We start from the raw sequence: 19075 nt of genomic DNA, 5'->3' as shown, positions 1-19075 counted from the left end.
ACATGGCAGCAACCATCGGATTCCGTCCCACGGACGAGGACGAGCGCATCATAAGAGCCGCCATGCGGGAGGGTGAGCGGACGAGCGACGTGATCCGGCGGGCCCTGCGGCTGCTGGAACACGAGGTCTGGCTTGCCCAGGCCCGCGAGGACGCGGAACGGCTGAAGGACGAAGACCTGTCCGCCGAGGAGGATGCCTGGTGATCCGCGGTGCGATGTACCGCGTCGACCTGGGCGACGCCAAGCGGGGGCACGAACAGCGAGGCCGCCGCTACGGCCTCGTCCTCAGCCCGAGTGCCATGCCGTGGAGCGTGGCAACGATCATCCCCACCTCGACCAGCGCGCAGTCGGCCGCCTTCCGGCCCGAACTGGAGGTCGCGGGCACGCGTACGAGGTTGCTGGTCGACCAGATCCGCACGGTCGACGTGGCATACGTCCGGGGCGACCCGGTCCACTACCTCGACCACGCCGAACTGGCAGAGGTGGAACACGCGGTAGCCCGCTACCTCGGCCTCTCTTCCTGGCACACATAACCCGGCTCGGGGGCTCCCTGGTCTTGCCTATGCTGCAAGTACGAAAGCCGGAGGAGGTGCCGGGCCATGGTGAACGCGCTGGTTCAGTAGCGACATGACATTGAGGTCCCGGACGGCCTGTCACGGAGCTGGCGGATCGCCGCCAGCTCAGTGACATCGGACACCGACGACTACCGCCGCGGGCTGCTACCCGACTGCGGCAGCGTGCAGTTCGCGGACCACGTCACCCAAGACGGTGGCGGCATCGCCGAGCACTTCCCGGTCGACCTTCGCCGTGTGGTCAGTCCATGGCTGGGCGTTGACGAGTACTCGGACCGTGCCGGGCCGGCAGTGGTCGATGAGCCCGGCGGCGGGGAAGACCGTGTGGTCGACCTCGAACGGACCGACGAAGCACGCCCAGGCGGGCACCTCAGGGTCTGTGTCGGCTCGCCCCTGATGGCTCACCGCGCGGCTCAGGGCCCGCCGCGCACCGGACAGGGCCCCCGCATGGGTGGCCACGTTGGCGTCCCGCAAGGCGATGACCAGGTGCACCGTGTGACCGGCGCCCGCGCGGACGGCGAGCCGGTGGGCCTTCTCGACCGCACCTGCGGCCTCCCACGTCCGTTCGGCCTTGAGCGAAAGCAGTACGAGAATCTCCAGAACGGAGACCTGCAACAGCGGGTCGTCGACGAGCTGTGCCGCTGCCAGGGCCTCCAGACAGGAGGCACGGCCGTGGTCGATGCGTCCGCCGTCGTAGCCGTACCAAGCACGGTGACCGTGCAACTCGGCGAGCATCGTCTGCAGTTCGCGGCCGACCCTTCCCGTGTAGGAGGCGGCCCCGAGCGCGCCGGTGATCTCGCCCTCGATACGCCGGGCCTCGGTCATGGCAGGAACACTGCCCGAGGTGTGATCCGTCTCGTACAGGCCGTCCAGCCGCGCGCGCAGCCGGACCAGATCGGCCGCGCCGATCCGCGGACCGCACAGGGCAGGCGTCAGGGCCACCGCGGTGAGTGACCCGGCGTCGGCGACGAACGTTCTCCGCTTCACCTGTTCAGGGTGGCTGATCGGCCCCGCGACCGTCACACGGTGCGGGGGCACGGCAAACCCCATCTCGGCGAGCGGTACGCCGAACATGGCTTCGAGAACGGCCTGTTGACCGGGATGCGGCAGGGGCGGAGGGTCCTCGCGCTCCCAGCGCCTCGCCTGCCGCACGCTTACCGCCGCCCGGACACCCAAGCGCGCCGCTTCCGCGGTGAACGCCGCGACGAACGACGCCTGCGTATACCCGGCAGCCTGCCGTAACCGCGCCAGACGGTTCACGCCCAACTGCGCCATGAGCTCTCCTCACCGCCCGTGAACAACGTCCCACCGTAGGGACTTCGCCTCGACGGCGGCGGCGAAAACGTCCGCCCGGATGTCCGGTCCCTCGTCCTCCGCCACGCTGCCCGAAGGGCTGAACTGGCCGGAGAGGAGCAGGTACCAAAACCCAGCTCCATCCGGAACGAGGTACACATGTCCACGCAGTCGCGCATGTTCGCCCGGAGTGCCCGTTCGGTGGGCAAGGCGCGCGAGTTCGTCGCCGCCGTCCTGGACGCGGGGGACCGGGCGGACGACATCCGCCTGTGTGTCTCCGAACTGGCCACCAACGCGCTGCGCCACACCCCCGCCGGCCGCCTCTTCCTCGTACGCGTCGTCGTGCAGGAACACCTCGTTCACGTCGAGGTGCACGACGCCGGGGACGGCGAGCCCCACGTATGCGCGCCCGCGGAAACCGACGACGACGGCCGCGGACTGCTCCTGGTCGCCGCCCTCGCCGACGACTGGGGCACCTCCGACCGCAACGGCCCCGGCAAGGCCGTCTGGGCGACCTTCAATCTCCCCGGTGCGCCCCCGGCGACGGCCGTCCCCTGACGCGGATACAGGGCCGGCACCCCACCCCCCTTCCGTCATGCCTTGACGGCCGGGCCGCGGAGTAGCGCGGCTATGAGGATTGCGCCGAGGGTGAGGAGGGCGGCGGCCGTGGTGAGTGCGGTGGAGAAGCCCTCCGTTGCCGCGTGCAGGGGGTCGTGGCCCGCGGTCAGGTCGTCGCGGCGCCGGGTGGCCAGGCCGACGAAGACCGCCACCCCCACGGCGCCCCCGACCTGCTGGACGGAGGTCAGGACCGCCGAGCCGAGGCCGGCGTTCTCGCCGGTGGTGCCCGTGAGGGCCGCGACGGTGAGAGCGGGCAGGCTCAGGCCGCATCCGAGGCTCGTGAGGAGCATGCCGGGCAGCACGCCGGACCCGTAGCCGTCGCTCGGTGCCACGCCCGCAAGCAGCAGCAGCCCGGCCGCGGTGATCAGGAACGACAGCACGAGAGCCGGTCGTGCGCCGAGCCTCGTCACGGCTCGGGAGGAGAGCCACATGCCGATCAGGATGCCGCCGCCGTACGGCAGGTAGGCGAGGCCGGCCGCGAGCGGGCGGTAGCCCAGCACGGTCTGCAGGTGCACCATCAGCAGGAAGGCCATCGCGTACATGGCCGCGGAGAACAGCAGGGTCGCCCCGTTGGCCACGGCGCGGAAGCGGAAGGCGAGGAACGACAGCGGCACCAGCGGCTCGGCGGTGCGTGCTTCGACCGCGAGGAACGCGGCGGCCAGGAGGGCGGCGAGGACCAGGGGCCCGGCGGTCCCGGGGTCGCCCCAGCCCGACTCGGCGCTCCGCAGCAGCCCGTAGACCAGGGACACGAGGGCGCCGGTGCCCAGGACCGCGCCGGGGACGTCGAGGCGGGCCGCGCGTGCGGCGCGGCTCTCGGGCTCCAGGCGCGGGAGCAGCACGACGGCCGCCAGCGCCACCGGCAGGTTGATGAGGAAGATCCAGCGCCAGGACGCGAGGCCGGTCAGCGCGCCGGAGATCACCAGGCCCGCCGTGCCGCCCAGGCCCGCGATCCCGCCCCAGATGCCGAACGCCCGGGCGCGCTCCCTGGTCCCCGGGTACAGGAGCGCGATCAGCGCCAGTGCGGCGGGGCTGGCCATGGCCGCTCCCGCGCCCTGCGCGAACCGCCCGGCCACCAGGTGCCAGGGCTCCTGCGCGAGCCCGCAGAGCAGACTCGCCGCACCGAACACGGTCACGCCGGTGAGGAAGATGCGCCGGCGGCCCAGCAGGTCGGCCATGCGGCCGAAGAGCAGCAGCAGTCCGCCGAAGGCGAGGAAGTAGGCGTTGACGACCCACGCCAGCCCCGGGGTGCTGAAGCCGAGGTCGTCGCGCACGGTGGGGAGCGCGACGCTCACCACGTTGTCGTCCACGACGAGCATGAACTGCACGAAGCAGAGGACCACCAGGGCCGGCCCGCGCCGCCCGCCGGCCCCCGGCCCGGCCGCTGCCGACGCCGCCGTCACGGCGGGCGTCCCGTGCTGCGGGGCGGGGCCGGTCACGCTGCGGTCGCGCCCGGGGCGCGGAGGATCGGTGGGCATACGACGACGCTAGGCGCCCGGCGCCCTGGCCGCGATACGCTACTGGGCCACGTCGTATCGCGTTGGGGACATACGCTGGGAGGCATGACCGATGCCGTCTTCGGAGCCGTCCCGGCCGGGGTGGGCGCCATCGTCGTCGGGACCTTCCCGCTGGCGTCCGGGCAGTGGTTCGTCCCGCACAGCCACCCGCAGCACCAGGTGGCCTGGGCGCGGCGCGGAGTGCTGGGCGTCGCCGTCGGCGACTCGTACTGGGTCCTGCCTCGCACCCGGGCGCTGTGGCTGCCCGCGGGGGTCGTCCACAGGACGGGGGCGACCCGCGACGCGGTGCTGTGCAGCCTCTACTTCGCACCGGACCGATGCGACCTGGACTGGACGGAGCCCACGCCGGTCGGCGTCGACGGCCTGCTGGCCCACCTGTTCGTCCACCTGAGCGACGAGAGCCTGCCCGACGACGCGCGGCTACGGGCTGAGGCGGTCGTCCTGGGTCTCCTGCGCCCGCTGCCGGCCACCCCCATCGACGTACCGAGCCCCACCGACGACCGCGTGCGCGCGGTGGCCGACGCGCTGCTCGCCGACCCCGCGGACCCCCGGGGGCTGGAGGCTCACGCGCGGAGCGCCGGCGTGAGCCGGCGCACCCTGACCCGGTTGTTCGTCCACGACACCGGCATGACCTTCGACCGCTGGCGCACCCATCTGCGGATGCGCGCCGCCCTGCCCCTCCTCGCCGAGGGGCAGCCCGTCTCCCGGGTCGCGCACACCGTGGGATACGCGACGCCGAGCGCGTTCCTCGCGGCGTTCCGGCGAACGGTCGGCACGTCCCCGGGCCGCTACCTGGGCGGCGACGCGCCGCACGCCCCCGGCGAATGATCACGGCCGGGCCCGCCGCCCGGTGGGGCGGCGGGCCCGTACCGCTCAGGACTGCTTCGGCTCCTCCAGGCGCGGGAAGAGGATCGCACCCTTCGTCACCCGGGCGCCCGCCGGGAGGCGGCCCCAGTCGGCGGCCTCCGCGAGGCGCTGGTCGGCCAGCGGGCCCAGGGCGGGTTCCGCGCCCAGGGACGACCAGAGCTGCTGGGACGTGCGCGGCATCACCGGGTGCAGCAGGACCGCGACCGCGCGGAGGGCCTCCGCCGCGGTGTAGAGGATCGTCGCCAGGCGGGCCTGGGCCTCGGGGGAGGTGTCCTTCGCGACCTTCCAGGGCTCCTGTTCCGTCAGGTACAGGTTGACCTTCTTGATGAAGTCGAAGACCGCCGCGATGCCGCCCGCGAAGTCGAGTTCGTCGCCGATCCGCCGGTCCGCCTCCGCCGCCGCGTGCGCCAGGCCGTCGACGATCACCTGTTCCGCGGGGCCCGCGGCCGGGGCCGCCGGGAGGTCGCCGTCGAAGTACTTGACGGTCATCGCGCCCACGCGCGACGCCAGGTTGCCGTAGTCGTTGGCCAGTTCGCTGGTGTAGCGGTGGGTGAAGTCCTCCCAGGAGAACGAGCCGTCCTGGCCGTACTGGATGGCCCGCAGGAAGTACCAGCGGTACGCGTCGACGCCGAAGTGGTCCGTGAGGTCCTGCGGCTTGATGCCGGTCAGGTTGGACTTCGACATCTTCTCGCCGCCGACCATCAGCCAGCCGTTGGCGAAGACCTTGCCCGGCAGCGGCAGCCCGTTGGCCATCAGCATCGCCGGCCAGATCACCGCGTGGAAGCGGAGGATGTCCTTGCCGACGAGGTGGACGTCCGCCGGACAGGTGCCGGCGAACTTCTGCTCGTCCGCGCCGTAGCCCACGGCGGTCGCGTAGTTGAGGAGGGCGTCGATCCACACGTAGATCACGTGCTTGTCGTCCCACGGGACCCGCACGCCCCAGTCGAAGGTGGAGCGGGAGATCGACAGGTCGTTGAGGCCCTGCCGGACGAAGTTCACGACCTCGTTACGGGCCGACTCGGGCTGGACGAAGCCGGGGTTGGCCTCGTAGAACTCCAGCAGCTTCGGACCGTACTCCGAGAGCTTGAAGAAGTAGTTCTCCTCCTTCAGCATCTCCACCGGCGTCTTGTGGATGGGGCAGAGCTTCAGGCCCGCGTACTCTCCCTCGCCGTCGAGCAGCTCGCCGGGGGTCTTGTACTCCTCGCAGCCGACGCAGTACGGGCCCTCGTAGCCGCCCTGGTAGATCTCGCCCTTGTCGTACAGGTCCTGGACGAACTCCTGCACCCGGTCCGTGTGCCGCTTCTCCGTGGTGCGGATGAAGTCGTCGTTCGCGATCTCCAGGTGCTCCCAGAGGGGCTTCCACGCCTCCTCCACGAGCTTGTCGCACCACTCCTGCGGGGTGACGCCGTGCGCCTCCGCGGTGCGCATGATCTTCTGACCGTGCTCGTCCGTGCCGGTGAGGTACCACACCTTCTCACCGCGCTGGCGGTGCCAGCGGGTGAGCACGTCGCCTGCGACGGTCGTATAGGCGTGGCCCAGGTGCGGAGCGTCGTTCACGTAGTAGATGGGGGTCGAGACGTAGTACGCCTTCGTCCCCTGCTGCTCTTCTCCAGTGGCCGCCATGGTCGAAATCCTAACGGCCTAGGCCATCGCACTCATCCGGTTACCCACGGTGACCAACCGCTCATCGTAGGCCGCCCGCGCACCTCACCGGCGCGGGTTCACCTTGTGTTCAGGTCCGCTTCTCCCCTCGGCGGGACTACGCGCCTAGCGTCCGGCGCGAACTCACAGAATCCGGAGGGGATCGTGCGCAGACTTCTGCCGCTCATCGGCTCGCCGCACCCGGGCGGGCGCTCGGCCATGACCTGTCGCTACCGCTGTGGCGACGCCTGCTTCCACGAGGTGCCGAACACCAGCGACAACGAGTACGCCGGCGACATCGTCGCCCGCGCCGTCTCCCGCCGCGGGGCGCTGCGCGCCGGTGCCGCGGTGACCGTGGTGGCGGCGGGCGCGCAGCTCGTCGGCGCCGGCCCGGCGTCGGCGGCGCCGGCCTCGCCCACCTCGCCGGCCGGCACCTTCGGCCGCGGTCCCGGCAGCGGCGGGGCCGGCGGCGGCGCCGCCCGCGGCCTGCGCTTCGACGCGGTCGCGCCCAACACCGACGACACCGTCACCGTCGCCGACGGCTACGAGCAGAACGTCGTCATCGCCTGGGGCGACCCCGTCCTGCGCGGCGCCCCCGCCTTCGACCCGGCCCGCCAGTCGGCCGCCGCCCAGGCCGGCCAGTTCGGCTACAACGTCGACTTCCTCGCCCTGCTGCCGCTGCGCGGCGAGCGCGGCCGGGAACTGCTGGTGGCGAACCACGAGTACACCGACGAGCAGCTCATGTTCCCCGGGTACGACCCGGAGAACGTCACCCGCGAGCAGGCCGAGATCGGCTGGGCCGCGCACGGCATGTCCGTCGTGGCCGTCCAGGAGGACGGCGGCCGGGGCACGGGCGGCGGCACCCTCCGCGCCGTACCGCGGCACCCGCTGAACCGCCGGATCACCGCCACCACCGCGTTCGAGCTGCGCGGCCCGGCCGCGGGCGGCGACCTGCTCAAGACCTCCGCGGACCCGACCGGCCGGCGCGTGCTCGGCACCCTCAACAACTGCGCGGGCGGCACCACCCCGTGGGGCACGGTGCTCTCCGGCGAGGAGAACTTCAACCAGTACTTCGCCAACGCCGGGGCCGTCACCGACCCCGTCGCCCGGCAGCGCCTCGCGCGCTACGGCCTCCCCACCGGCGCCTCCGGGCGCAAGTGGGAGCAGTTCGACGACCGCTTCGACATCGCCAAGGAGCCCCACGAGCCGAACCGTTTCGGCTGGGTCGTGGAGATCGACCCGTACGACCCGGACTCGACCCCCGTCAAGCACACCGCGCTCGGCCGCTTCAAGCACGAGGGCGCCAGCATCCGGCTGACGCGCGACGGCCGCGCGGTCGCGTACTCCGGTGACGACGAGCGCTTCGACTACCTCTACAAGTTCGTCTCCGACAAGCGCATGATGCGCGGCAACAGCCGCTGGGCGCGCGCCCACAACATGACGCTCCTCGACGAGGGCACGCTGTACGTCGCCAAGCTCACCGGCGACAGCCCGGCCGGCGAGATCGACGGCAGTGGCAAGCTGCCCGCGGACGGCGAGTTCGACGGCTCCGGCGAGTGGATCAAGCTGGCCAGCGGGAACCGCAGCTTCGTCCCCGGCATGACGGCCGAGGAGGTCTACGTCTTCACCCGCCTCGCCGCCGACAGGGCCGGCGCGACGAAGATGGACCGCCCGGAGGACGTGGAGCCGAGCCCGAACAGCGGCAAGGTGTACGTCGCGCTGACGAACAACACCAACCGCGGCACCGGCACCAACGCCAAGGCCGACGAGGCCAATCCGCGCAATGCCAACAAGCACGGGCACGTCCTGGAGCTGACGGAGAAGCGCGACGACCCGGCGGCCACCGGCTTCGGCTGGCGGCTCTTCCTGGTCTGCGGCGACCCGGCGGACCCGTCGACGTACTTCGCGGGCTTCCCGAAGGACAAGGTCAGCCCCATCTCCTGCCCGGACAACGTGGCGTTCGACCCGTACGGCAACCTGTGGATCTCCACCGACGGCAACGCGCTCGGCAACCACGACGGGCTGTTCGGCGTGGCGACCACGGGCCGCTACGAGGGCCAGGTGAAGCAGTTCCTCAGCATGCCCACCGGCGCGGAGACCTGCGGCCCCGTGGTGCAGGAGGACCGCGTGCTCGTCGCGGTGCAGCACCCGGGCGAGGTCGACGGCGCGTCGTACGAGAACCCGGGCTCGGCGTGGCCTGACGGCCCCGGCAAGCCCAACCGCCCGGCGGTCGTCAACGTCTGGCGCACCGGGGGCGGGCGCATCGGGGCCTGACGCTTCTCCCGCAGCGACCCCGATACCCCCTCCGGTCCCGTAGCGGAACCTCCGGTTCGACGGGTCCGGCGGCCCCGCGCGCACGTGTCGGCGTGCCGCGGGGCCGTCGGCCCGGGTTCCCTGGTCGAGCATATTAGGTTAGCCTCACCTAAGTCGACCGCCCGAGGGGGAACCCAGCCTTGGCCACCACCGCACCGACCACCCCGCTCTCCCGCCGCACCCTGCCCACCTCAGCCGGCACCCTCGGCCCCAGCGAGCCGATCGACGGCAGACCCGACCCGCAGGCGGGCGACCTGGACCTGGCGGAGCTGGAGAGCCTCGGCGGGGCGTGGGGCGAGTTCAGCGTCGAGAAGTCCGCCTCGCTCGGCCCCGAGCTGCTGATCAGCAACATGTTCCCGCCGCCCGACCTGTGGTTCGCCGACGCCCTCGAGAACGCCGGCAAGCTCGGCTGAGGGGGCGGGGCATGGCATTCTTCGACGACGGACGCGCGGAGGCAGGCAGCGGCACCGCCGCGCCGGCGCCCGCGGAGCGGGTGCGCACGATCCTGGCGACCGCGGGCTCGCTGACGCTGGAGACCGACGGCTTCCGCTGCGACCTGGTGGGCCTGCACACGACGGCCCCGGGCCCCGGTGGCCGGCTGCTGCGGCTGCGCCCGCCGGCGGAGAGCGCGCTCGCGGCGCGGGTGGTCTGCGCCCCGGCGGGCGACCTTCCGGTGCGGCTGCATCTGACGGACATCGCGCCGGTGGGGGTACGGGACCGGGTACGGGCCCGGGTGACGCTGACCGGCTGGCTGGCGCCGGAGACCGGGCGGTCCGCGGGCGCACAGGCGGGGGCCGAAGAGGCGGACGCGGACCGGCTGGTGGCGCGCCGCCGCCCGGGACCCCTTCCTCGCCCCCGCCACCGGCGACGCGACCAGCGCGAGCGTGCCGCAGAGGATGAGGGCCGCGCTCGCCGCCAGGCCCACCGGCGCCGGCGCCGCGGTCACGATCGCGCCGACCAGCAACGGCCCCGTCACGAGCAGCAGTTCCTCGGCGACCGAGTCCAGGCTGTACGCGCGCGAGAGCAGCCCCGGCGGCACCAGGTCGCTCCACAGCACCCGCATCACGGGACCCAGCGGCGGCGTCAGCGCCCCGGCCGCCGCCGCCAGCGCGGTCAGCCCCGCGGCGCCCGTGCCGCCGTCCGCGGTGACGACGGCCAGCGCCGCCAGCAGCAGCGCGTACGCGGCGGCCATCGGCGGCAGCGCACGGCGGGGGCCGTGCCGGTCGATGACGCCGGCGCGTACCGGCGACAGGGTCACGCTGGTCGCCCCGAAGCACGCCAGGGCGGCCCCGGCCGCGGTGTACGACCCGGTGGCGGCCTTGACGGAGAGCAGCAGCGACAGCGACACCATCCCGTACGACAGCCGCCCCAGCAGGGCGGCGCCGAAGGTGCGGGAGGCATGGGGGATGCGCAGCAGAGCCGCGTAAGAAAGCGCGGACATGGTGAGGTTCCTCGGTGAAAGGAGCGCGGAACCACAGCGCTCGAAGGCGTGCACGGGCGGCATACGGCCACGCCGGACGGGCGCGGCGGCACCGGCTCCTATGCACGGGGGAGGAACATGCGACGGAACTTAGCAGAGGGGAAGGCGGACATGACCGGGCCCGCCCCTTTCCAGCCGGAAGGGGACGGGCCCGGTCGCGCGCGGCGTCGCGCTACTTCCTGGCGTAGAGGCGCATCGTGATCGGGCCGAAGATCGCCACGATCGCGCCCGCCCAGCCCAGCGTCCACGCGATGTCCGCGCCCGGCCAGTCGCCGTGCATCAGGTCGCGGACCGCGGCGGCGAGGTGCGTCACCGGGTTGTTGTTGACGAACGCCTGGAGCCAGCCCGGCATCGTCTCCGGCTCGACGAAGATGTCGCTGAGGAAGGTCGTCGGGAAGAGGACCATCATGCTGACGCCCATGACCGACTTCTCCGTGCGGAGCAGCAGGCCGAACATCGTCCAGATCCACGAGAACGCGAACGAGAAGACGATCAGCAGCGCCACCCCCGCGAGCACGCCCACCACGCCGCCGTCCGGGCGGAAGCCCATGATGAGGCCGACACCGACCATCACCACCGACGCTATGAGGTAGCGCAGCATGTCGCCCAGCAGGTAGCCGACCATCACCGCGGGGCGCCAGATCGGCAGCGAGCGGAAGCGGTCGAAGACTCCCTTCTCGATGTCGGTGTTGACGGAGACGCCGGTGTACATCGTGATCATGACGATGCTCATCACCAGGATGCCCGGCAGCAGGTACTGCAGGTAGTCCGAGGTGGAGCCGGCCAGCGCACCCCCGAAGAGGTACGTGTACATCAGCACCATCATGATCGGGAAAGCGGTGACGTCGAAGAGCTGCTCCGGCACGTGCTTGATCTTCAGCACGGCGCGCCAGCCGAACGTCACGGAGGCGGACCACGCACTGGGCTGCGGCGGCCGCTCCTTGGAGACCAGCAGCTCCGCCAGGCTCTCGGTGGTGACCGGCGCCAGGTCCTCCGTACGGCCCTGGGTCCGGGTCTCGGTCGCGGTGCTCATGCTGCTGCCTCCTGGGTCTCGGCACCGGCCGGGCGGTCGGTGAGGGCGAGGAAGACCTCGTCCAGGCTGGGCTGGCCCAGCGAGAAGTTGTCGACGGTGATGTCCGCGCGGGCGAGCTCCGCCAGCGCGGCGGCGGCCTGGGCGGCGGCGGCGCTGCCGTCGCCGTTGCCGACGCGGGCCGTGAGCGCGACGGGGTCGGGCTCCAGCTGCACCTGGGCGCCGGCGAGCGCCGTCTCCAGCAGGGCGACCGCCTCCGCGCGCTGCGCGGCGTCGCGCAGCCGGAGGTGGACCGAGCCGGCGCCGACGGACGCCTTCAGCTCGCCCTTGGTGCCCTCGGCGATGACCTTGCCGTGGTCGATGACGGCGATCCGGGAGGCGAGCTGGTCCGCCTCGTCCAGGTACTGGGTGGTGAGCAGGACGGTGGTGCCCTGGGCGACGACCGCGCGGACGATGTCCCAGACCTGGTTGCGGCTGCGCGGGTCGAGGCCGGTGGTCGGCTCGTCGAGGAAGAGCAGGTCGGGGGTGTTGAGGATGGACGCGGCGATGTCGATGCGCCGCCGCATGCCGCCCGAGTAGTTCTTCACCTGCTTGGCCGCGGCCTCACTGAGGCCGAACGCCTCCAGCAACTGCGCGGCGCGCACGCGCGCGGCTGCGGGCCTGTGCCCGAGGAGGCGGCCGAGCAGCACCAGGTTCTCGGTGCCGGTCAGGTCCTCGTCCACGGAGGCGTACTGGCCGGTGAGGCTCACCCGGGAGCGTACGGCGTTCGCGTCGCGGACGACGTCCTTGCCGAAGATCCGGGCCTCGCCGCCGTCGGGGCGCAGCAGGGTGGCGAGCATCTTCACGGTGGTGGTCTTCCCGGCGCCGTTGGGGCCGAGAACGCCGTAGACGGTGCCGCGGGGGACGGCGAGGTCGACGCCGTCCACCGCGCGGGTCTCGCCGAACACCTTCACAAGCCCCGACGTCTCGATCGCCAGGCCGGACGGGTCGTTAGTCATGTGCTTCTTCTCCAGATTCTCCAACATCAGGTATGTGTGCGGCTTGTGCTACGCCACGTACGGCCGCGTCGCGCGGGCCTCTCTCAGTGCGAGACCCCACCAGGTGAGCTGGTCCAGCAGGGCGCCCGCGGCGCGTACCAGCCCGTCCGAATAGAGGGACCCGCCGGCCGGGAATTTCTCATCGGTGAAGCGCAGGTCGATTCCGACCGAGTCCCGCACCGTGACCGTGTGCAGCTCGGTGAAGACCGACCTCAGGTGCTCCACCGCGCGCACGCCGTCGCAGCCGAAGCCGTACGAGACGAAGCCGACGGGCTTCGCGTGCCACTCGTCGTAGCCGGTGTCGATGGCGTGCTTGAGCTGCGCGGGGAAGCTGCGGTTGCACTCGGGGGTGACCACGACGAAGCCCTCGGCCGACGCCAGCTCCGCGGTGAACGAGGCCATCTGCTCGGTCGGGTGCGCGGGGTAGCGCAGCGGGAGGTCGTAGTCGGCGAGGTCCAGCACGCGCAGAGTCATGTCGCCGCGGGCGCCCGCCAGCTCGTCGAGCCAGTGGGCGACGGCGGGCGGGCGGCAGTCGGGCTCCTCCTGGCCGCCGAGTATGCACGCGATCCGCAGCAGGGCGCCCGCGCCGGCCGCGCCCGGGGGGCCGGACGCCGCCGCGGCGCCGGGCGTCTCGCGTACGCCGGACTCGCCGTTCCGCATCGCGCACCCCCCGGTCTCGGCCGCCCCGGGCGGTGTGCCCGGGCCTTCACCCTTCAGGCGCCAGAACCCGGCAGGCGCCCGCTAGATCCGATCTAGCGGGCCTCGCGCATCGACGCGCGCCGGGCCGGCGCGGGCCGCGTACACCCCTCCCGCCTGCGCGTTCGCCTCGTGGTCCGCGCTTTCATCACAGCCGCATAACGGCATCACGTCTGGTCGTCCACTGTTCACCCCTTGCTCACCGAAGCCGCCCCGCATGGCCGACTGCCGCCACTTCGATACAGGACCCGAGGTATGTCCGAATCGATCAGCGAGGAGCAGTGAAAGCCCGTGAGCCCGACAAAGACGAAGCGCACCGCCGCCCGCCTGGGCGTCCTCCTCCTCGCCCCGGCCGCCGTCGCCTCCCTCGTGTCCTGCGGCGCCGAGAGCGAGGCCGGCCCGGCCGAGGACGAGACGGCGCGGCCGGCCGGGACGGTCACGATCGACGGCTCCAGCACGGTGGAGCCGCTGACGAAGCTCGCGGGCGAGCGCTTCGGCGGGCAGGAGCCGGGGGTACGGGTCGAGGTCGGGGCGTCCGGCACCGGCGGCGGCTTCGACAAGTTCTGCGCGGGCGAAACGGATATATCAGACGCATCCCGGCCGATCAACGACTTCGAGAAGGAGACCTGCGCCAACTGGGACGTGCCGTACCGCGAGCTGACGATCGCCAACGACGCGCTCACCGTCGTGGTCCCGCGCGCCAACGACTGGATCGACTGCATCACCACCGACCAGCTCAAGCGCATCTGGGAGCCCGGCTCCGCGCTGGCGAGCTGGCGGGAGGTCGACCCCACGTTCCCGGACGAGCCGCTGCAGCTCTTCGGGCCCGACACCGACTCGGGCACGTTCGACTACTTCACCGAGGCCATCAACGGGGAGGAGAAGGCGTCCCGCGCCGACTTCACCCCGAGCAGCGACGACAACACGCTCGTCAAGGGCGTCGCGGAGCACTCCGGCGGGCTCGGTTACTTCGGCTTCACCTACTTCGACGAGAACCGCGACAAGCTGCGCGCCCTGGAGATCGACGCCGGTGGCGGCTGCGTCGCGCCCAGCACGGCGTCGGTCCAGGACGGCTCGTACAAGCCGCTGGCCCGGCCGCTGTTCCTCTACCCCTCGGCGAAGGCGCTGGAGCGCCCCGAGGTGGAGGCGTTCGTCGAGTTCTACGTGGACAGCCACACGGACTTCGCCTCGGAGGCCGGCTACATCCCGCTCAGCGACGTGCAGGAGAAGGAGCTGGAGCGCGATCTGGCGCGGCTGAAGGAGCACAGCGGCCGGCCGGGCGGCGCGGGCGACACCGGCGGGGACTCGGGCGGCTCGGGCGGGCTGTGAGGTGCCCCGGTCACGTGCCCGTACGGCGGTCCGGCGGGCTGCCGGAAAGGTGAGCCGCGACACGTGCAGTGGGGCTCAGGGTGCCCTGGATCACGCCGTTCATAACGGGCGGATAACGGCATCATGCACTCCTGTTCCGATGTTCACCTTCAGTTAACCGCCACCACCGGCCGCGTCCGCAGACGCCGATTTCCATGAGAGGCGACGAAGGGGGTGGTGACCGACCGATGGACACACCGGCGATACCCGGCCAGCGACACGGACATGTCCTGCTGCTCGCCGATCCGGACGAACAGGTGGCGCACGATCTTGCGGAGCACCTGGCGGGCCATCAGGTGAAGGTCGTCTTCTGCTCCGACGGAGCGGAGGCGCTGCTCCAGGTCGGCCTGCAGTCCCCCGACGCTCTGCTCGTCAGCGCCAAACTGCCGCTCGTGCCCGGCGCCCGGGTGGTGGAGGTGCTGCGGCGGCGCAGCACCACGCCGGTCATCATCGGCGTCGGCCCCGACGACGCGGAGGACGCCGTGGAGGCGCTCACCGCCGGGGCCAGCGCCTGCGTCGCCCGGCCCTACCGGCCGTACGAGGTCCTGAAGATGCTCGGCGTCGCCAGCCCGGCGACGTACGACGTGGACCAGACGGTGGCCTCAGGCCCGTACAGCGTCAACCCCGCCACCTTCGAGGCCCGCGTCGACGGCCGGCTGGTGCAGCTTCCGCTGCGCGAGTTCAAGCTGCTGCACCTGCTGGTGGCCAACGCCGAGAAGGTCGTCACCCGGGACCAGATCAGCGCCGAGCTGTGGGGTGGCAGCGCACCGAAGTCCAACACGATCGCCGTGCACATCCGTCGGCTGCGCGACCGCATCGGGGACAACCCTCACGATCCACGGATCATCCTCACCGTCCGCAACGTCGGCTATCGCTTCGTGCCGCCGGCCCCGGACCTCCCCTAGACCCCACGACTCCGTTCGTCTCGATTGTCATCAGCCGCTCCTGGAAGTGCGGCCTCAGGAAGGAAAGTCCCCAGTGAAGTCTCAGAGCAAGATCCGGTACCGCACCGCTGCAGGCATACTCGCCCTCTCCAGCGCCCTCGTCCTCTCGGCGTGCGGCTCGGACGACAATTCGGACTCCGGCGACGACAAGGCCAAGGGCGGCGACAAGAGCGCCGCCGCCGGCGGCGAGATCACGTGCGGCGGCAGCGGCGAGCTGCTCGCCTCGGGCTCCAGCGCCCAGGACAACGCCGTACAGCAGTGGGTCGCCGACTACCAGGCCGCCTGCCCCGACGTGACGGTCAACTACAAGCCGGTCGGCTCCGGCGCCGGCATCGAGGAGTTCCTCAACGGCCAGACCGCCTTCGCCGGCTCCGACTCCGCGCTGGAGCCGGAGGAGCTGGAGAAGTCCAAGGACGTCTGCTCCGGCGGGCAGGGCATCAACCTGCCGATGGTCGGCGGCCCGGTCGCGATCGCGTACCACCTTGAGGGCGTGGACGAGCTGGTGCTCGACGCCGAGACCCTGGCGAACGTGCTCGGCGGCGAGATCACCAACTGGAACGACGAGGCCATCGCCAAGCTGAACCCCGAGGCCGAACTGCCGGACACCAAGATCCAGCCCGTGCACCGCTCGGACGAGTCCGGCACCACCGAGAACCTCGCCGCCTACCTCAACACGGCCGCCAAGGACGCCTGGCCGCACGAGCCCGACAAGAAGTGGCCGATCGAGGGCGGCCAGGCCGCCACCGGCTCGGCCGGGGTGTCCTCGCAGGTGAAGCAGACCGACGGCGCCATCTCGTACATGGAGATCTCGCACGCCGAGTCCAACGACCTGAGCACCGTGAAGCTGGACACCGGTGCCGCCGAGCCCGTCGAGGCCACCGTGGAGAACGCCTCCCAGGCCATCGCCGTCGGCAAGCGGGTCGGCAAGGCGCCCGACATGGCGCTGGAGCTGGACTACGCCACCAAGGAAGAGGGCGCGTACCCGATCACCCTCGTGACGTACGAGATCGCGTGCGACAAGGGCAACAAGCCGGAGTCCCTGGACGCGGTGAAGTCCTTCCTCTCCTACACCGCCAGCGAGGCCGGCCAGCAGTCGATCGTCGACGTCGGCTACGCCCCGCTGCCCGCGGAGATGGCCGCCGAGGTCGCCAAGACCGTCGACAGCCTGTCCTGATCCCCCCTCCCGCCGGCCGGCGAACCACACCGCCGGCCGGCGGGGGCCATCCGGTGCACCGCCGCCGGGACGCGGGCGCAGACCGCGCCGTCGCCCCACACCAGACCGGAGATTCACGTATGACTGCTCCACCCACCGACAGAGAAACCCCCGCCCCACCGCCGTCACAGGTCCTGCTGTCGAACGGCAAGGGCGGCTCCCGCCGCGGCGACAAGGTCTTCTCCGGCCTGTCGAAGGGGTCCGGGATCGTCCTGCTGCTGATCATGGCCGCGATCGCCGCGTTCCTCGCGTACCGCGCGTCCCTCGCCCTCGCGGACAACGGGGGCAACTTCCTCACCACCTTCGAGTGGGACGCGAACGCCGTCCCGCCGAAGTTCGGCATCGCCGTCCTGGCCTTCGGCACGGTCGTCTCCTCGATCGTCGCGATGGTCATCGCGGTGCCGATCGCCGTGGGCATCGCGCTCTTCATCACCCACTACGCGCCGCGGAGGCTGGCGGCGCCCCTCGCGTACGTCATCGACCTGCTGGCCGCCGTCCCGTCCATCGTCTACGGCCTGTGGGGCGCCCTGTTCCTGGTGCCGCACCTGATCGGCACGTACGAGTGGCTGGACCGCTACTTCGGCTGGACCGTCGTGCTCTCCTTCGACGGCACCGCGCCGCGCTCGCTGATGACCGCGGGCATCCTGCTGGCCGTGATGATCCTGCCGATCATCACCAACGTCAGCCGCGAGGTCTTCGCCCAGACCCCCCGCCTCCAGGAGGAGGCCGCGCTGGCGCTGGGCGCCACGCGCTGGGAGGTCATCCGCATGACGGTGCTGCCCTTCGGCCGCTCCGGCGTCATCTCCGCCTCGATGCTGGGTCTCGGCCGGGCGCTCGGCGAGACGATGGCGGTGGCCACCGTGCTGTCGCCGTCGGCGCTGCTGTCGGCGGAGATCCTCCAGGCGGGCGGCGGTACGTTCGCGCAGAACATCGCCGCGTCGTTCGGCGAGTCCGGGCAGTTCGGGCGGGACGCGCTGATCGCCTCCGGCCTGGTGCTGTTCGTCATCACGCTGCTGGTCAACGGCGCGGCCCGGCTGATCATCGCGCGCCGCAAGGAGTACTCGGGGGCCAACGCATGAGCGCGCAGACCATCGCCGACAAGCGGCCGGTCGACCGGCTCGGCATCCAGCAGCCGCGGCTGCCCCGCTTCGCGCCCCTGGGCATCGCCGGCGGCGCCGCCGCCGTGGCCGTGGCCATCGGCGTGCTCGCCGACCTCGGCAGCCGCATCCAGTGGGGCCTGATCGCGGCCATCCTCTTCGTCATCGGCCAGTTCGTCATCTCGACCGCGGTCGAGGGCGGCCGGCAGGCGAAGGACCGGCTGGCGACCTCCCTGGTGTGGGTGGCGTTCCTGCTGGCCGTCGTCCCGCTGGCGTCGCTGATCTGGGAGACCGTCAGCAAGGGCATCAAGGTCACCGACGGCTACTTCCTCACCCACTCGATGAGCGGCGTGGTCAACGTCGCGCCCGGCGGCGGCGTCTACCACGCGCTGATGGGCACCATCGAGCAGGTGCTGATCGCCACGCTGATCGCCACCCCGATCGGCCTGCTGACCGCCGTCTACCTGGTGGAGTACGGCCGCGGAGCGCTGGCGAAGGCGGTCACCTTCTTCGTCGACGTCATGACGGGCATCCCGTCGATCGTCGCCGGCCTCTTCGTCCTCAGCCTGTGGATCATGATCCTGGACTTCGGCTACTCCGGCTTCGCCGGTGCGCTGGCCCTGGCGATCCTGATGATGCCCGTGGTGGTCCGCTCCACCGAGGAGATGCTGAAGCTCGTCCCGAACGAGCTGCGCGAGGCGTCGTACGCCCTGGGCGTACCGAAGTGGAAGACGATCCTCAAGGTCGTCCTCCCCACCTCCCTCGGCGGCATCACCACCGGCGTCATGCTGGCCGTCGCCCGCATCACCGGCGAGACCGCCCCCGTGCTGCTGCTCGTCTTCGGCAGCCCCGCGATCAACAACAACCCCTTCGACGGCGGCCAGGCGTCCCTGCCGCTGTACATCTACCAGCAGTGGGGGGCGGGTACGTCGGCGTCGTTCGACCGCGCCTGGGCCGCCGCCCTCGTCCTCATCGTCTTCGTGATGATCCTCAACCTGCTGGCCCGCGGCATAGCCCGCTGGAAGGCCCCGAAAACCGGCCGCTGACGGCCAGAGGAGAAGTGATCTGACATGGCCAAGCGCATCGACATCAGCGGCCTCACCGCCTACTACGGCGACTTCAAGGCGATCGAGGACATCTCGATGGCCGTCGAGCCGAAGTCCGTGACGGCCTTCATCGGCCCGTCCGGCTGCGGCAAGTCCACCTTCCTGCGCACCATCAACCGCATGCACGAGGTCATCCCGGGCGCGCGGGTGGAGGGGAAGGTGATGCTGGACGACGAGAACCTCTACGGCTCCGGCGTCGACCCCGTCTCCGTACGGCGCGTGGTGGGCATGGTCTTCCAGCGGCCCAACCCGTTCCCGACGATGAGCGTGTACGAGAACGTGGCCGC

At 71.6% G+C, this 19075-nt stretch carries 18 protein-coding genes and 1 pseudogene; 12 read left to right on the top strand and 7 right to left on the bottom strand.

Annotated features, from left to right (window positions below):
* Positions 1–2: 2 nt before the first annotated feature.
* Both FB457_RS16285 and FB457_RS16280 read left to right on the top strand, forming a co-directional pair.
* Positions 3–203 carry a hypothetical protein gene (locus FB457_RS16285; protein ID WP_027746122.1) on the top strand — a complete coding sequence of 67 codons (201 nt, stop codon included), beginning with the start codon at positions 3–5 and terminating at the stop codon, positions 201–203.
* The gene (locus tag FB457_RS16280) at positions 200–532 is read left to right on the top strand and encodes a type II toxin-antitoxin system PemK/MazF family toxin (RefSeq protein WP_347611973.1); all 333 of its coding nucleotides are present in this window, start codon (positions 200–202) and stop codon (positions 530–532) included. The genes FB457_RS16285 and FB457_RS16280 overlap by 4 nt, the downstream gene beginning before the upstream one ends.
* 186 nt (positions 533–718) lie before the next feature.
* Here FB457_RS16280 and FB457_RS16275 read toward each other — a convergent pair whose 3' ends face one another.
* Positions 719–1846 (bottom strand): helix-turn-helix domain-containing protein, encoded by a 1128-nt coding sequence (locus FB457_RS16275; RefSeq protein WP_486589043.1) that lies wholly within the window; start codon positions 1844–1846, stop codon positions 719–721.
* A 177-nt stretch (positions 1847–2023) separates the two neighbouring features.
* Between FB457_RS16275 and FB457_RS16270 the strand changes: the two genes are divergently transcribed.
* On the top strand, positions 2024–2422 hold the full coding sequence (locus FB457_RS16270) for an ATP-binding protein (RefSeq protein ID WP_047016886.1): 399 nt from the start codon (positions 2024–2026) through the stop codon (positions 2420–2422).
* Positions 2423–2457: 35 nt separating this feature from the next.
* Here FB457_RS16270 and FB457_RS16265 read toward each other — a convergent pair whose 3' ends face one another.
* Positions 2458–3798: an MFS transporter gene (locus FB457_RS16265; protein ID WP_486589048.1), complete on the bottom strand. Its 1341-nt coding sequence runs from the start codon at positions 3796–3798 to the stop codon at positions 2458–2460.
* Positions 3799–4041: 243 nt separating this feature from the next.
* Here FB457_RS16265 and FB457_RS16260 point away from each other — a divergent pair, with 243 nt between their 5' ends.
* Positions 4042–4824 (top strand): helix-turn-helix transcriptional regulator, encoded by a 783-nt coding sequence (locus FB457_RS16260; protein WP_047016885.1) that lies wholly within the window; start codon positions 4042–4044, stop codon positions 4822–4824.
* A gap of 45 nt (positions 4825–4869) precedes the next feature.
* Here FB457_RS16260 and metG read toward each other — a convergent pair whose 3' ends face one another.
* Positions 4870–6486 carry a methionine--tRNA ligase gene (metG, locus tag FB457_RS16255; RefSeq protein ID WP_145782264.1) on the bottom strand — a complete coding sequence of 539 codons (1617 nt, stop codon included), beginning with the start codon at positions 6484–6486 and terminating at the stop codon, positions 4870–4872.
* 183 nt (positions 6487–6669) lie between these two features.
* Between metG and FB457_RS16250 the strand changes: the two genes are divergently transcribed.
* Together FB457_RS16250 and FB457_RS16245 are read left to right on the top strand one after the other, a co-directional pair.
* Complete coding sequence (locus FB457_RS16250) at positions 6670–8778, top strand: alkaline phosphatase PhoX (protein ID WP_145782263.1); 2109 nt, start codon at positions 6670–6672, stop codon at positions 8776–8778.
* Positions 8779–8957: 179 nt separating this feature from the next.
* Positions 8958–9230, top strand: coding sequence for a hypothetical protein (locus FB457_RS16245; RefSeq protein WP_486589052.1), 273 nt, complete (start codon positions 8958–8960; stop codon positions 9228–9230).
* A 425-nt stretch (positions 9231–9655) separates the two neighbouring features.
* Here FB457_RS16245 and FB457_RS16235 read toward each other — a convergent pair.
* The 4 genes and pseudogenes from FB457_RS16235 to FB457_RS16220 form a co-directional block, all read right to left on the bottom strand.
* Positions 9656–10234, bottom strand: a pseudogene (locus FB457_RS16235) (MFS transporter); the annotation flags it as partial.
* A gap of 235 nt (positions 10235–10469) precedes the next feature.
* Positions 10470–11330 (bottom strand): ABC transporter permease, encoded by an 861-nt coding sequence (locus FB457_RS16230; RefSeq protein WP_047016880.1) that lies wholly within the window; start codon positions 11328–11330, stop codon positions 10470–10472.
* A complete protein-coding gene (locus FB457_RS16225; RefSeq protein WP_047016879.1) occupies positions 11327–12325 on the bottom strand; it encodes an ATP-binding cassette domain-containing protein in 999 nt (332 codons plus the stop codon). Before FB457_RS16225 ends, FB457_RS16230 begins: the two co-directional genes overlap by 4 nt.
* A 48-nt stretch (positions 12326–12373) precedes the next feature.
* Positions 12374–13024 (bottom strand): NADPH-dependent FMN reductase, encoded by a 651-nt coding sequence (locus tag FB457_RS16220; protein ID WP_047016878.1) that lies wholly within the window; start codon positions 13022–13024, stop codon positions 12374–12376.
* Positions 13025–13351: 327 nt separating this feature from the next.
* Here FB457_RS16220 and FB457_RS16215 point away from each other — a divergent pair, with 327 nt between their 5' ends.
* The 6 genes from FB457_RS16215 to FB457_RS16190 all read left to right on the top strand — a co-directional run.
* On the top strand, positions 13352–14389 hold the full coding sequence (locus FB457_RS16215) for a PstS family phosphate ABC transporter substrate-binding protein (protein ID WP_145782261.1): 1038 nt from the start codon (positions 13352–13354) through the stop codon (positions 14387–14389).
* 227 nt (positions 14390–14616) lie between these two features.
* Positions 14617–15333 (top strand): response regulator transcription factor, encoded by a 717-nt coding sequence (locus FB457_RS16210; RefSeq protein ID WP_047016876.1) that lies wholly within the window; start codon positions 14617–14619, stop codon positions 15331–15333.
* A gap of 73 nt (positions 15334–15406) precedes the next feature.
* Positions 15407–16546 (top strand): phosphate ABC transporter substrate-binding protein PstS, encoded by a 1140-nt coding sequence (pstS, locus tag FB457_RS16205; RefSeq protein WP_047016875.1) that lies wholly within the window; start codon positions 15407–15409, stop codon positions 16544–16546.
* Between the two features lie 119 nt (positions 16547–16665).
* Positions 16666–17664 carry a phosphate ABC transporter permease subunit PstC gene (gene pstC, locus FB457_RS16200; protein WP_145782260.1) on the top strand — a complete coding sequence of 333 codons (999 nt, stop codon included), beginning with the start codon at positions 16666–16668 and terminating at the stop codon, positions 17662–17664.
* Positions 17661–18728: a phosphate ABC transporter permease PstA gene (gene pstA / locus FB457_RS16195; RefSeq protein WP_047016873.1), complete on the top strand. Its 1068-nt coding sequence runs from the start codon at positions 17661–17663 to the stop codon at positions 18726–18728. Before pstC ends, pstA begins: the two co-directional genes overlap by 4 nt.
* A 24-nt stretch (positions 18729–18752) precedes the next feature.
* Positions 18753–19075, top strand: a 323-nt coding sequence (locus FB457_RS16190; protein WP_145782259.1) for an ATP-binding cassette domain-containing protein, incomplete at its 3' end; no start/stop codon positions are given.

This window comes from Streptomyces sp. CNZ287, assembly GCF_007827615.1.
The sequence above is the reverse complement of the archived record's forward strand: the minus strand, read 5'-3'. Positions and strand labels throughout refer to the sequence as shown.

Bases quoted from the DNA above. Each gene is read 5' to 3' on its own strand.
- FB457_RS16275 (WP_486589043.1), bottom strand. From the start codon at position 1,846: ATGGCGCAGTTGGGCGTGAACCGTCTGGCGCGGTTACGGCAGGCTGCC.
- FB457_RS16210 (WP_047016876.1), top strand. From the start codon at position 14,617: ATGGACACACCGGCGATACCCGGCCAGCGACACGGACATGTCCTGCTG.
- metG (WP_145782264.1), bottom strand. From the start codon at position 6,486: ATGGCGGCCACTGGAGAAGAGCAGCAGGGGACGAAGGCGTACTACGTC.
- FB457_RS16260 (WP_047016885.1), top strand. From the start codon at position 4,042: ATGACCGATGCCGTCTTCGGAGCCGTCCCGGCCGGGGTGGGCGCCATC.
- FB457_RS16265 (WP_486589048.1), bottom strand. From the start codon at position 3,798: ATGCTCGTCGTGGACGACAACGTGGTGAGCGTCGCGCTCCCCACCGTG.
- FB457_RS16225 (WP_047016879.1), bottom strand. From the start codon at position 12,325: ATGACTAACGACCCGTCCGGCCTGGCGATCGAGACGTCGGGGCTTGTG.
- FB457_RS16285 (WP_027746122.1), top strand. From the start codon at position 3: ATGGCAGCAACCATCGGATTCCGTCCCACGGACGAGGACGAGCGCATC.
- FB457_RS16220 (WP_047016878.1), bottom strand. From the start codon at position 13,024: ATGCGGAACGGCGAGTCCGGCGTACGCGAGACGCCCGGCGCCGCGGCG.
- FB457_RS16270 (WP_047016886.1), top strand. From the start codon at position 2,024: ATGTCCACGCAGTCGCGCATGTTCGCCCGGAGTGCCCGTTCGGTGGGC.
- pstC (WP_145782260.1), top strand. From the start codon at position 16,666: ATGACTGCTCCACCCACCGACAGAGAAACCCCCGCCCCACCGCCGTCA.
- FB457_RS16230 (WP_047016880.1), bottom strand. From the start codon at position 11,330: ATGAGCACCGCGACCGAGACCCGGACCCAGGGCCGTACGGAGGACCTG.
- pstA (WP_047016873.1), top strand. From the start codon at position 17,661: ATGAGCGCGCAGACCATCGCCGACAAGCGGCCGGTCGACCGGCTCGGC.